This window comes from Anaerococcus urinomassiliensis (assembly GCF_900128425.1).
Taxonomy (GTDB): domain Bacteria; phylum Bacillota; class Clostridia; order Tissierellales; family Peptoniphilaceae; genus Anaerococcus; species Anaerococcus urinomassiliensis.
Window position 1 is genome coordinate 789042 of the sequence record NZ_LT635782.1, and the last position, 12905, is coordinate 801946.

The window sequence follows — 12905 nt, forward strand, 5'->3', positions numbered from 1 at the left end:
ACATAATGGTTAAATTTAAAGTACTTAGGGTAAAAGTCCATTGAGGTGATATTATGAATATAAAAGAATTAAATAGTGAAAAATTATATATAGATGGCCAATTTGTAGACGCTTCAAGTGGAGAATTCATAGAAGTTGAAAATCCTGCAACGGAAGAAATAATTGCCAATATTCCTTCTGCTAGCAAAGAAGATATCGACAAAGCTTGTGATGCAGCCTATGAGGCCTTCAAAACTTACTCAAAGACTAGCCTTGATGAGAGAATTGCCTATATGGAAAAACTAAAGGATTGGATAACATATCACCAAGATGAATTTGACGAGATTATCCTTCTATAACTAGGTATCCCAAAACACATAGGTCACGATTCCCAAGTCAAAACTCAAATTGAGAGAATAGAAACCTTTATAAAAGAAGTAAAAAATATCAAAACAGAAGAAGAATACGAAGGAGGACTTTTGCTACGTGAACCAATAGGTGTAGTGGCATCAATCACTCCTTGGAACTATCCACTTGGTCAAATAGTACAAAAGGTAATACCTGCCCTATTATCTGGATGTACAGTAGTCCAAAAACCAGCAACTGCAACCCCACTAACAGCTTATCTATTTGCCAAAGGCCTAGATGAGATTGGACTTCCAAAGGGAGTATTTAACCTAGTCACAGGACAAGGTTCTGAAATTGGAGACATCCTAAACAAAAACCCTAAAGTAGCCATGGTCTCCTACACTGGATCTATAACCGGTGGTGGCCAAGCAGCAGGCCTTGCTATGCAATCAGCCAAGAAAGTAGTCCTAGAACTAGGTGGCAAGTCCCCAGCAGTATTTCTAAAGGGTGCTGACATAGAAAAAGGTGTCAAACAAGTCCTAGACACTGTCTATAGAAATGTCGGTCAAACCTGTTCATGCCTATCTCGTGCTGTAGTTGTTGAAGAAATCTATGACCAAGTAGTCGAAGAATTCGAAAAACAATATGACAACTATCCATCAGGAGATCCAAATGACGAAAACACAGTAGTTGGACCACTATCAAGTCAAAAACAATTTGACAGAGTTCAAAAATATGTAAACATTGGACTTGACGAAGGAGCCAATCTACTTAAAGGAGAGCTTCTTGAAAAGAAAGGCCCCGGATATTTTGTAAAACCAATAATATTTACAGATGTTAAGCCTGGAATGACAATCCACGATGAAGAAATCTTTGGTCCAGTCTTATCAATTATCAAGGTAAAGGATAAGAAAGAAGCCATAGAAGTTGCAAACGCAGTAGAATATGGCCTATCTTCAGCAGTATTTGGCGGAGATGATCAAGCTTTGGAAGTTGCAAGAGAAATCAGAGCTGGTGAATGTTATGTAAATGGTGGATCAAAAGCCCATAACCTACCATTTGGTGGCTACAAGCAATCTGGAGTTGGCAGAGAAGGCGGCATCCACGGTCTATTAGAATACTACGAACTCAAATCAGTTTATAAAAAATAAAAGCTAATTAATAAAGTCCCCAGGATAATATCAAAGATAAAAGAAATTTTGCCATTGATATTATTTTAAGGGGACTTTTGCTCTTAAAAATATGCCACAGACCATAGACCTTCTTTTTTTATTGTAAAAATTTGATATACTAGACATATGAAAAAATTAGATTATATACCAAAAACAAATATAAAAATGATACATATAGATAAGTCCTATTCCTTTGGCATTGATTCAATACTTTTGATGGATTTTGCCAAGATGAGAGAAGGCAAAAACTTAATTGATATAGGAGCTGGGTCTGGAATACTAGCCCTTGGAGCCAACAGTCTTTATAATCTAAATTCTGTTACAGCAATCGAAATCCAAGAAGAAAAGGCGAGCTTACTTGGTGAAAACATTACATTGAATGGTCTAGATAATATAAAAGTAATAAATGATGACCTCAATAATGTAGAAATCAGACCAAATTATTATGATTACATAATCACCAACCCTCCTTATTACAAGATTTGCGACAATATTTCCAATAAAAGTGAGGAATTTCTAATCTCACGCCAAGAAAAATACCTCAAATTAGAAGATATATTCAAATTTGCCAACAAGGCCCTAAAGGACAGGGGCAAGCTATTTATGATCCATAAGCCTGAACGCATGGTTGATATATTTACTCAATCTGCCAATCTAAAGGCAAAAAGAGTCCGCTTTGTATCATCTACTTACGATAAAAAACCAGAATTTATCTTAATAGAATTTGTCAAGAATGCAAATGACGGTCTAAAGATTGAAAAACCCTTGATTATCTACGAAGACGGCCAATATAGCCAAGAAGTTAAAGAAATAAACGGCATAGAAGAATAAATTATTTTAAAGGAGTTTATATGGACTATCAAATATACTTTATCCCTACACCTATTGGAAACCTTGAAGATATGACCATTAGAGCTATCAACACCCTAAAGGAAGTAGACATTATCGCCTGCGAAGATACCAGGGAAAGCAGGAAGCTATTAGATTATTTTGATATAAAAAAAGAACTCACTTCCTACCATAAGTTTAATGAAGTAAGCAAAAGTGAGGAATTAATTGAAAATTGCAAGGCAGGTATGACCTATGGAATAATCACCGACCAAGGGATGCCAGGTATCTCAGACCCTGGCCATATACTGATTAAAAAATGCATAGAGGAGGGCATTTCTTACACAATTTTACCTGGCGCAAGCTCAATGCTTACAGCCCTAGTCGGATCGGGTATGGAAAACACTTCCTTTATTTATTATGGATTCATTCCCAAAAAACAAGGAGACAAAGAAAAGCTCTACCAAGAGCTAAAAGAGCAGACTCGTACTTCTATCCTTTTTGATACTCCCCACAACATAGCAAAAACCATAACAGATTTTAAGGAGATTTTCCCAGAAAGAAAACTATGCATAGCCCGTGAGCTTACAAAGAAGTTTGAAGAATATTATATAGAAGAAATTGGCAAAATTAACATAGAAGAGTTGACCTTGAAGGGAGAATTTGTCCTCATCTTATCTGGTGGAGAAGAAATAAAAAACCAATCCATAGAAGATTTTGAAGGAGAAATCAAAGACTTAGTCAAAGAAGGTCTTCGCACCAAGGAGATTACAAAGATTATAAAAGAAAAGTCTTCCTTTAATAAGAATGAAATATACGAATATGTTTTGACTTTATCAAAATAAAATGATAGAAGCAAATAATAAAGGCCAAGCTAAGATATCCTGTTTGACCTTTATTTTTAATTAATCCTATTTTTACTATCTCCTGTTTTTAAGACTTCTACCACAGCATTTAAGGCATATTTTGCTTGGTTTTCTAGGGAGGTATTGGTCAGATATGTTATGTGAGGATAGTAATCGACCCTATCATTAGACAAAAGCCTATCAAGAATCTCATCTTGGTAGTTTGGATCTTTCCTGCCATTTATAACCTTCTCATTTTCATAGACATCAAGGCCAGCAAAGGCAATCTTTCCACTATCAATGGCATCTAGCAAGTCTTTTGTATTGATAAGACCTCCCCTAGCACAATTAAATATCAATGCTCCATCTTTCATCTTGGCAAAAGCTTCCTTATCAAAGAAGTGATAGTTTTCCTCTGTAAGGGCTGAATGAATTGTTATGATGTCTGATTTTTTCAAAAGCTCATCATAAGAAGATAAAAATGTCACTCCATCAATATCTTTTTTGCCACGAGGGCTGTAAGTAACTACATTTGCTCCAAAGGCATCTGCAATCTTTGCTACATCTTGGCCAATCCTTCCAAGGCCATAGATGCCCAAAGTCTTGCCCTTAAATGTTTGTCCTAAGATATTTGCCTTTTGCCTATAGTCGTTATCCCTTAAGTTCTTTTGAATTTCTTTATCTTTCTTTAGTGCCTTTAGAATCATCATTATGGTAAATTCTGCTATGGATTCTGGAGAATAGTCTGGAACATTAGTGATGATAATGTCATTTTCCTTTGCTTTTTCAAGGTCGAAGATATCATAGCCAACTGATGTTAAGGCAATCTGCTTGATACCTAGTCTATGTAATTTCTCATAGATAAGATTGTCAAAAGATTTGGGTAGGGTCATGGCAATTCCATCATAATCAGCCAATATATCCAAATTATCTGGGCTAAGTTTCTCGTCAATTATATCAACTTTTATCTTATTTTCATTTTCCCACTCCTTGACATAGTCATAGGCCAGGTGATGGGCTTTAAAAAACGCTATTTTCATATTTTCACCTCATATATTGGATTTTTACCCAATTTTAGGCAAAATAAAAAGAACCCTAGGGTCCTTTAAAATTTTATTATTTATTTTTTCTGTTTTTTCTTTTAGCAGCGTCATTTTTTTTCTTTCTAATAACGCTTGGTTTTTCGTAGTGTTCTCTTCTTCTGTATTCAGAAAGTACACCGGATCTTGCGCATTGTCTTTTGAATCTTTTAATTGCACTATCGATTGATTCGTTTTCTCCAACTCTGATCTCTGTCATCTCTATCCCCCCTCTCGTATAACACAATTTTTTCAATATTCTAAGTTACAAATCAGCCTGGTGGCCAGTTAAATGATCTGCCCCCTAGTACATGAAAATGCAAGTGAGGAACGCTTTGTCCCCCTTCTTCGCCAATGTTTGTGACAACTCTGTAGCCTTCTAGGCCTTTATCTTTGGCAAGTTTTGCTATAGTTAGCATAATTTGACTTATAAGAGCGCTGTCAGCTTCATCAAGCGTAGCTAAACTTGTTATGTGCTTTTTTGGTATAACAAGAAAATGGATAGGTGCTTGTGGATCTAGATCATTAAATGCAATTAAATTTTCATCTTCATAGATCGCTTCAGTAGGAATTTCTCCTGCTGCAATCTTGCAAAATACACAATCCATACTTCACCCCCATTGCTATATATAATACCACAAGAAAAAATCTCAGTCAACAAAATATTGATAAATAGACATCTAATATTTTAGTTTTTTTAGATAATTTCTCCGACAAGTTCACCTTCTATGATATCGGTGATTTTTACCTCTACTATAGTGTTGGCTTCTATATCATTTTTGACATTTACCTTTAGGTAATTTGTTGAATATCCTCCAGAGTATCCTTCTAGGTCAGATTTTGATTCTATAAGAACTTCTAGAACTTTTCCTATTTGTTTTTTGAGAAAGTCCATCCTATTTTTTTCTTCTATTCTTTCTAGGTCGTGGAGCCTTTGTTTTTTGATATTTCCATCAATTTGTCCACCCATTTTGGCAGCTCTTGTGCCTTCTCTTGGCGAATATTTGAATAGGTGAGTTTTGGCAAATTTAATCTCATCTACAAATTCCATAGTTTCTTTATGGTTTTCTTCGCTCTCATTTGGAAAGCCTACTATGATATCAGTCGTAAGTCCAGCATTTGGAAAGACCTCTCTTATAAGGTCAACTTTTTCCCTATACATTTTCCTATCGTACTTGCGATTCATAGCCTTAAGGATGTCATCAGATCCTGATTGTAGGGATAGGTGGAAGTGGTCGCAGGCCTTGCCAGTTTCCTTCATTCTCTCTAGGAAATCTCGGCTTATATGCCTTGGCTCCATGGATGAAAGTCTGATACGGCAAATCCCCTCTACACTTGCCACAGCTTCTATGACATCTATTAGGGAAATATCGCTATCAAAGTCCTTGCCATAGCTTGCAACATGTATGCCTGTTAGGACTATTTCCTTAAAGCCATTGTCGGCAAGTCTCTTTGTTTCTTCTACTATGGAGTCGATATCACGGCTTACTATGTTTCCCCTTGCATAGGGAATCAAACAATATGAACAGTACATATTGCAACCGTCTTGAATTTTGATATAGGCTCTGGTCATTTCTGTTTGATTTGATATTTGCAATTCTTCAAAAGTTTTACTTTCAGATGGGGCTATAATTTTATCGATGGCATTTTTATTTTGTAGTATATCCTCACATAAGTCCACAACATTTTCCTTGTTACGAGATCCAAGGACTATATCTACCCCTTCTATTTTGGCCACTTCTTCTGGCTTTACTTGTGAATAACAACCCATTACTGCAACTATGGCATCTGGGTTGTCGCGGCGAGCCTTGGATATCATTTGCCTTGATTTCCTATCACTCATATTGGTCACAGTACAGGTATTTATTACATATATGTCTGCATTGCTATGAGCTTTTTCGTAGCCTTTTTGTAAAAATAGTTCTTCTACTGCTTCTGATTCGTATTGGTTTACCTTACATCCTAGTGTTATGATGTTAAATGTGTTTGCCATTAATCAAATAAATCCTTTAGTTTTTCGAAGAAGCCTTTCTGATGTTCTTTGACATCTGCACCTACAGTGTTGGCGTAGGCCTTTAGGGCATCTTTTTGTTCGCTGTTAAGATTTTCAGGAGTTAGGACTTTGACATAAAAGTATAAGTCGCCTGTTCTATTAGTCCTAGCATCTGTAATTCCTTGTTTTTTGACCTTAAATTTAGTGCCTGTTTGAGTTCCTGCTGGAATATCAAAGGTCATCTTTTCCTTTATTGTAGGTATTTCAATCTCACCGCCAAGGGCTGCTGTTGGGAAAGATATAGGCATATCGTAGTAAATATCTAGGCCATCACGTTTGAATATGTCATGTTCTTCTACATGCATGATGACATATAAGTCCCCATTTGGCCCACCATTGTAGCCAGCATCTCCCTTGTTAGAAACTCGCATGACATTGTTTGTTTCAACACCAGATGGAATTTCAATCTTAATTCTTTCGCTCTTTTGAATCCTGCCATCACCATGACAGTTTTTGCATGGTTCTTCTATTACCTTGCCTGTTCCATGACACTGATCACAGGTTACTGTCCTACTCATTCTGCCAAAAGGTGTTTGACTAACTTGGTTTACAACACCTTGACCATTACATTTTGAGCAAGTATGGATGGAGCTTTCGTCTTCTGCTCCAGATCCACCACAAGTTAGACAAATTTCTTCCCTACGAACTTGGATTTCCTTGTCCACTCCAAAGGCTGCTTCTGCAAAGGTTAGATTTACTACTTGTTGGATATCTGCACCCTTAGTGGGTCTGTTTGTCTGTTGACTTCCAGCTCCTGAAAATAGATCTGTAAATAAGTCCCCAAACAAGTCTCCAAAGCCTCCAGTAAATCCACCACTATAGCCACCTCCACCGTTAGTAAAGGCTGCTTCGCCAAATCTATCGTATTGGGCTCTTTTTTCTTCGTCTGATAGGATCTCGTAGGCTAACGTTGCTTCTTTGAACTTTTGTTCTGCTTCGCTATCTCCCGGATTTAGGTCAGGGTGATATTTCTTGGCAAGTTTTCTATATTCTCTTTTTATCTCATCTGCTGTGGCTTCTCGGCTTACGCCAAGCACTTCATATGGATCTTGCATTTTCCCTCCACTATTTAGACTTAAAAAAAGCTATTTCGTTATGAAATAGCCTTTTTAATTTTATTTAAGTTATTATACTCAAACTATATTAATTTGCTAATATATATTATTCTTCATCTTCATCGATTACTTCATAGTCAGCATCAACTACATCATCATCAGTGCCTGCTTGCTCAGAATTATTTGCATTAGCTTGATACATCTTTTCACTCATTGAATAGATTGTATTTTGTAATTCTTCTGTTTGAGCTTTGATAGCTTCAGTGTCATTAGAATTGATAGCTTCTTCTAGTTTGTTGATTTTTGCTTCGATTTCTTCTTTTTCAGCGCCTTCGATTTTGGCATCTTCTAGAGTTTTACGAGCTTGGTAAACAAGACTTTCTGCATTGTTCTTTGTATCGATGTCTTCTTTTTTCTTTTTGTCTTCTTCAGCAAATTGTTCAGCTTCTTTTACTTTTCTGTCGATTTCTTCGTCAGTTAAGTTTGAGCTTGATGTGATTGTAATCTTTTGTTCTTTTCCTGAACCTTGGTCTTTTGCTGTTACATTTACTATACCGTTGGCATCTATATCAAATGTTACTTCGATTTGTGGTACTCCACGTCTTGCTGCAGGTATACCTGTTAGTTGGAAACGTCCAAGTGTTGTATTATCTGCTGCCATTTCACGTTCACCTTGAACTACATGGATATCTACTTCTGTTTGTCCATCTGCTGCAGTTGTAAATACTTGGGATTTCTTTGTTGGAATTGTTGTGTTTCTTTCGATTAGTTTTGTAGCAACTCCACCTAGGGTTTCGATACCAAGTGATAGTGGTGTAACGTCTAATAATAGTAAGTCTTTTACTTCACCTGTAAGAACTCCACCTTGGATAGCAGCACCTAGAGCTACTGATTCATCTGGGTTGATATCTCTTTGTGGTTCTTTTCCGATTATGTTTTTAACTAGTTCTTGTACTGCTGGGATTCTTGTAGATCCACCAACAAGTAATACTTTTTCTACACCACTTGCAGAAAGTCCTGCATCTTTAAGAGCATCATTTACTGGTCCTCTTGTTGCTTCTACTAAATCTTTTGTAAGTTCATCAAATTTTGCACGTGATAAAGATATATCCAAGTGAACAGGTTGGCCATCAACAGCTGTGATAAACGGTAGGTTTACATTTGTTGTCATTGTTGATGATAGTTCTTTCTTAGCCTTTTCAGCTGCATCTTTTAGTCTTTGCATAGCTGTTAGGTCTTTTGTTAGGTCTACTCCACTTTCTTTTTTGAATTCACTTGATAGGTAATCAACTACTTTGTTATCAAAGTCGTCTCCACCTAATCTGTTGTTACCACGAGTTGAAAGTACTTCAAATACACCATCTCCTACTTCTAGGATTGATACGTCGAATGTACCACCACCAAGGTCATATACCATTATTTTGGCTTGGTCGTGTTCTTTGTCTAGGCCGTATGCAAGAGAAGCAGCTGTTGGTTCGTTGATGATTCTATCTACTGTAAGACCAGCAATCTTTCCAGCGTCTTTTGTTGCTTGTCTTTGAGCATCAGTAAAGTAAGCTGGTACTGTGATTACTGCATTTGTTACTGTGTCGTTTAAGTATTTTTCAGCGTCAGATTTTAATTTTTGTAAAATCATTGCAGAAATTTCTTCTGGTGAATATTTTTTGCCGTCAATTTCTGCTGTCTTGAAATCAGAACCCATTTCTCTTTTAATAGAAGAAATTGTTCTATCTGGGTTTGTTATAGCTTGTCTTTTTGCTGTTTCTCCAACCAATCTTTCTCCGTCTTTTGAGAAAGCTACAACTGATGGAGTTGTTCTATTACCTTCACTGTTTGGGATTATTACTGGGCTACCACCCTCCATAACAGCTACTGCTGAGTTTGTTGTACCTAAGTCAATTCCTATAATTTTTGCCATATTAATTAGCCTCCTATTTTGCTACCTTAACCATTGCAGGTCTTATTACTCTATCGTTTAACTTATAACCTTTTTGAAAGGTTTCTATTATATGATCGCTTTCTACAGTGTCTGATTCTTCTGATAAAACTGCTTGGTGAACATTGTAATCAAAAACTTCACCGTCTGATGGAATTACTTCCAAACCTTCGTTTTCTAGGACTTTTAGCATCTCATCGCGAGTCATAACCACACCCTTTATAAGTGGGTCATCTTCGCTAGCACTAGCTATAGCCCTATCAAAGTTGTCCAAAACTGGCAAGAGCTTTTCTACCAAATTAGAACAAGCGTACTTTTTAAAGTCAGCCTTGCTAGCTTCTTCTCTTTGCTTATAATTTGTAAAATCAGCTAGAAGTCTTTGGTATTTTTCCTTAAATTCATTAAAGTCTTCTTCAATAACTTCTTCGCTAATTTCCTCATCATCCTCTACTATTTCAGCTTCGATTACTTCTTCATCATCGTTATCTTCTATGATTTCATCTTCAAGATTTTCATCAAGTTCCTGGTCTAAATTTTCATTTTTTATTTTGTCATTATCCACTACAAACTCCTTTATTTATTAAGCAAATCTGATATCATTATTATATTTGATATCACATCTAGGTAATTAAGTCTGGTAAGTCCTACCACACCAATGTGTCCGACTACTTCATCATTGACCTTAAAATATGATGTGATGATAGTATTATCCTTAAGTTCATCAAGGCCATTTTCATAACCTATAGAAACATATAGGTTATTGTAGTTTCTATCGGCAATTATCTTATTTACCCTATCCTTGCTATCAAATAACTTAATAAACTCGCGTGCCTTAGATAAATCTTCATACTCCTTAAAGTTGAAGATATTGCCTAAGCCCTCAATTTGAACATCTCTTTCTGCGTCATTGTAAGATTTGCCCTCAAGTCTTTTATGGATATTATCCATAAGATCCCTATACTCACTTAGAAGATTATCTTCAAGTTTCTTTAGGTTTTCGTTAACATTTTTAATATCAGATCCCACTAAAGTGTCGCTTAGGACATTGTTAATAAATATGAGTTCATCAGTTGATATCTCATAATCCAAGCGGATTATCTCATTTAATATCAAGCCGTTGTCAAAGACTGCCACAAGTAATACTTGATTGCTAGAAAGTCTTATCAACTCCATATTATTTATTTTCTTGATCTGGTTTTTTAATGTGACTGATACTGCGGTCAAATTTGTAAGATCGGCTAGTATCTTAGTTGCAGTCTCAACAATGTCAGATGCATTGTGATATCTTTTGTCCAATAAACTTATCATCCTGTCACTTCGATTAGGGCGGATATTTTCATTAAGTCCATTTGCCAATAAATAGTCAACAAATAATCTATAGCCCTTATCCGAAGGAAGCCTGCCGCTTGATGTGTGGGCTTTTTCTATAAAACCCATCTTTTCAAGAGCGCTCATCTCATTTCTAATTGTTGCAGCTGAAATATTCATATTGTATTCATCAGCCAAAGATTTTGAACCAATAGGCTCGCCGTCAATGATGTAAGAGTTTATGATAGAGAATAATATTTTTAGCTTCCTATCATTCATTTTATCTCCTTTTAGCACTCATTACTGTCGACTGCTAATAATAATATACTAGCTAATTACCCCCTGTCAAGCAAATAAAATTAAATTATTAACCTATAAAATTCATTGGACAAATTCATGCCTTTTTGGCTAAATTTGAAGTTTTCATCTATGACAAAAAAGTCATCATCTATGAATTGATCAATTTCCTTTTTATAAGTATGCAAAAAATCATGGCCAAATAGCTTTTTGAAATTCTCAAGATTTATACCAGATGTTTCCCTTAGTTTAAAAATAATATATTCTTTTTCTTTATCTTCTTTACCTATATAGGAAATCTCATCAATTGGTAAATTTCCCTGATCAATCTTTTGTCCATAATGGATAAAGTTTCTAGTATTGGTGTATCTGTAGTTAGTAAGGTATCCAGATCCGCTCATACCGAAGGCAATATATCCTCTCCCCTCCCAGTATTTCTTGTTGTGGTAAGATTCATAGCCTTCCTTGGCAAAATTTGATATCTCATAACGCTTAAGACCAAAAGAATCAAGTTCTCCTATAATTTCTTCAAATATATCAACTTCATCATCATCTTCCATCAAGAAAAGCTTACCCTTTTTATCCAAAGCATAAAATCTAGAACCTTCTTCAATGATTAGGGAATACCATGAAATGTGTTCAGGTGAAATCTTTTTTACCATAGAAAAATCATTTTTGATAGACCCATAAGTTTGCTTTGGTAGATTTAGCATGAGGTCAAAAGATAAGTTGTCAAAGCCAGCATTCCTAATCATATCTATATCTTTTAAAGCGATATCTGCTGTATGATTTCTGCCAATGGCTCTTAGTACCTCATCATCAAAGGACTGGACACCAAGAGAAATCCTATTAATACCAATGTCCTTATAGATTGCTAGTTTTTCCTTAGATATGGAATTGGGATTACATTCTATGGTAAATTCTTTTAAGTTGCTTATTTTAAATTTTCTTACTTCATCTATAATCTCTTTTATATAGACTGGATCTATATAAGAAGGGGTACCACCTCCAATATATATGGAATCAATATCCATACTAAGCCTTTCTTGGTAAAGATTTATTTCTTTTTTCAAATTTTTAATATAGGAATCTATCCTATCCTCTACATTCATATAGGCACAAAAATCACAATAATAACACTTTTTTTGGCAAAATGGTATGTGAATATAGCAACCAACTTTTTCCATAAAAACTCCTTTTTATCATAAAAAATATACTAGTTTAAATAAATTTATCTATTGTAATAAGAAAGGCTAATATGTGGTATACTTTAATCAAAGAAACAAAGGGGATACATATGGCAAAAAAAGTTCTAATCATAGAAGATGACAATGACATTAATAATATAATTTCTGAAGTCTTGACAAAAAATGACTTTGCTTGTAAGAAAGTTTATTCCGGTACAGAAGCTCTCATATATATTAAGGAGGATTTTGACTTATTTATCCTAGACCTAATGCTACCAGGACTAGCTGGGGAGAAAGTCATAGAAGAAATAAAAAAAGTTACCAATGCTCCTGTCTTAATCCTATCGTCAAAAGATTCTATGGACTCAAAACTTGCCCTACTAAGGGGTGGAGCCGATGATTATATGACCAAGCCTTTTAACGTTGAGGAACTCCTTGCTAGGGCAAATATCCTTACAAAAAGAAGTGATGTTTCATCCGCTAGTAAAAGCCTAAGCTATAAATCCTTAAGGATAGATAATTACCAAGCTTATGTTGATGATAAGGCTCTTTCTCTTACAAAAACAGAATTTAGAATCCTAGAACTATTAATTTCAAATCCAAATCAAGTATTTACTAAAGAAAATATATATGAATATAGCCAAGGCGACTATTATCTTCCTACAGATAATTCTATAAACGTTCATATATCTAATCTTAGAAAAAAGATTAAAAAATACACCAAGGAAGATTATATTGAAACGGTTTGGGGAATAGGATTTAAACTTGCAAAATAGTTTTTTTAAGCCATCTTTATGATGGTTTTTTTAATCTTTATG

Annotated in this window: 12 protein-coding genes and 1 pseudogene; 4 read left to right on the forward strand and 9 right to left on the reverse strand. The window is 35.3% G+C overall.

Annotation, left to right across the window (positions count from 1 at the left end):
* Positions 1–53: 53 nt before the first annotated feature.
* From BQ7474_RS04840 to rsmI, 3 genes and pseudogenes are all read left to right on the forward strand, one after another.
* Positions 54–1478 (forward strand): annotated as a pseudogene (locus BQ7474_RS04840) (aldehyde dehydrogenase family protein).
* Positions 1479–1625: 147 nt separating this feature from the next.
* Positions 1626–2330: a tRNA1(Val) (adenine(37)-N6)-methyltransferase gene (locus BQ7474_RS04845; protein WP_073997849.1), complete on the forward strand. Its 705-nt coding sequence runs from the start codon at positions 1626–1628 to the stop codon at positions 2328–2330.
* A 20-nt stretch (positions 2331–2350) separates the two neighbouring features.
* A complete protein-coding gene (gene rsmI, locus BQ7474_RS04850; RefSeq protein WP_073997850.1) occupies positions 2351–3172 on the forward strand; it encodes a 16S rRNA (cytidine(1402)-2'-O)-methyltransferase in 822 nt (273 codons plus the stop codon).
* Positions 3173–3228: 56 nt separating this feature from the next.
* On the opposite strand, the gene BQ7474_RS04855 is transcribed toward rsmI, so the two are convergent.
* The 9 genes from BQ7474_RS04855 to hemW form a co-directional block, all read right to left on the reverse strand.
* Complete coding sequence (locus BQ7474_RS04855) at positions 3229–4212, reverse strand: NAD(P)-dependent oxidoreductase (RefSeq protein ID WP_073997851.1); 984 nt, start codon at positions 4210–4212, stop codon at positions 3229–3231.
* A 76-nt stretch (positions 4213–4288) separates the two neighbouring features.
* Positions 4289–4471, reverse strand: a complete 183-nt coding sequence (gene rpsU / locus BQ7474_RS04860; protein WP_004835302.1) for a 30S ribosomal protein S21 — start codon at positions 4469–4471, stop codon at positions 4289–4291.
* A 52-nt stretch (positions 4472–4523) separates the two neighbouring features.
* On the reverse strand, positions 4524–4859 hold the full coding sequence (locus tag BQ7474_RS04865) for a histidine triad nucleotide-binding protein (RefSeq protein ID WP_073997852.1): 336 nt from the start codon (positions 4857–4859) through the stop codon (positions 4524–4526).
* Between the two features lie 89 nt (positions 4860–4948).
* Positions 4949–6244 carry a tRNA (N(6)-L-threonylcarbamoyladenosine(37)-C(2))-methylthiotransferase MtaB gene (gene mtaB, locus BQ7474_RS04870; protein ID WP_073997853.1) on the reverse strand — a complete coding sequence of 432 codons (1296 nt, stop codon included), beginning with the start codon at positions 6242–6244 and terminating at the stop codon, positions 4949–4951.
* Positions 6244–7359, reverse strand: coding sequence for a molecular chaperone DnaJ (gene dnaJ / locus BQ7474_RS04875; RefSeq protein WP_073997854.1), 1116 nt, complete (start codon positions 7357–7359; stop codon positions 6244–6246). The genes mtaB and dnaJ overlap by 1 nt, the downstream gene beginning before the upstream one ends.
* A gap of 106 nt (positions 7360–7465) precedes the next feature.
* Positions 7466–9277 (reverse strand): molecular chaperone DnaK, encoded by a 1812-nt coding sequence (gene dnaK / locus BQ7474_RS04880; protein ID WP_073997855.1) that lies wholly within the window; start codon positions 9275–9277, stop codon positions 7466–7468.
* Positions 9278–9290: 13 nt separating this feature from the next.
* Complete coding sequence (grpE, locus tag BQ7474_RS04885; RefSeq protein WP_073997856.1) at positions 9291–9857, reverse strand: nucleotide exchange factor GrpE; 567 nt, start codon at positions 9855–9857, stop codon at positions 9291–9293.
* An 11-nt stretch (positions 9858–9868) separates the two neighbouring features.
* Entirely contained in the window at positions 9869–10882 is a 1014-nt protein-coding gene (gene hrcA / locus BQ7474_RS04890) for a heat-inducible transcriptional repressor HrcA (RefSeq protein ID WP_073997857.1), read from the reverse strand.
* A gap of 80 nt (positions 10883–10962) precedes the next feature.
* Positions 10963–12087 (reverse strand): radical SAM family heme chaperone HemW, encoded by a 1125-nt coding sequence (hemW, locus tag BQ7474_RS04895; protein ID WP_073997858.1) that lies wholly within the window; start codon positions 12085–12087, stop codon positions 10963–10965.
* A 110-nt stretch (positions 12088–12197) separates the two neighbouring features.
* Here hemW and BQ7474_RS04900 point away from each other — a divergent pair, with 110 nt between their 5' ends.
* A complete protein-coding gene (locus BQ7474_RS04900) occupies positions 12198–12863 on the forward strand; it encodes a response regulator transcription factor (protein WP_082187885.1) in 666 nt (221 codons plus the stop codon).
* Positions 12864–12905: the final 42 nt, after the last annotated feature.

Bases quoted from the DNA above. Each gene is read 5' to 3' on its own strand.
- dnaK (WP_073997855.1), bottom strand. From the start codon at position 9,277: ATGGCAAAAATTATAGGAATTGACTTAGGTACAACAAACTCAGCAGTA.
- BQ7474_RS04865 (WP_073997852.1), bottom strand. From the start codon at position 4,859: ATGGATTGTGTATTTTGCAAGATTGCAGCAGGAGAAATTCCTACTGAA.
- dnaJ (WP_073997854.1), bottom strand. From the start codon at position 7,359: ATGCAAGATCCATATGAAGTGCTTGGCGTAAGCCGAGAAGCCACAGCA.
- BQ7474_RS04845 (WP_073997849.1), top strand. From the start codon at position 1,626: ATGAAAAAATTAGATTATATACCAAAAACAAATATAAAAATGATACAT.
- BQ7474_RS04900 (WP_082187885.1), top strand. From the start codon at position 12,198: ATGGCAAAAAAAGTTCTAATCATAGAAGATGACAATGACATTAATAAT.
- BQ7474_RS04855 (WP_073997851.1), bottom strand. From the start codon at position 4,212: ATGAAAATAGCGTTTTTTAAAGCCCATCACCTGGCCTATGACTATGTC.
- hemW (WP_073997858.1), bottom strand. From the start codon at position 12,087: ATGGAAAAAGTTGGTTGCTATATTCACATACCATTTTGCCAAAAAAAG.
- hrcA (WP_073997857.1), bottom strand. From the start codon at position 10,882: ATGAATGATAGGAAGCTAAAAATATTATTCTCTATCATAAACTCTTAC.
- rsmI (WP_073997850.1), top strand. From the start codon at position 2,351: ATGGACTATCAAATATACTTTATCCCTACACCTATTGGAAACCTTGAA.
- rpsU (WP_004835302.1), bottom strand. From the start codon at position 4,471: ATGACAGAGATCAGAGTTGGAGAAAACGAATCAATCGATAGTGCAATT.
- mtaB (WP_073997853.1), bottom strand. From the start codon at position 6,244: ATGGCAAACACATTTAACATCATAACACTAGGATGTAAGGTAAACCAA.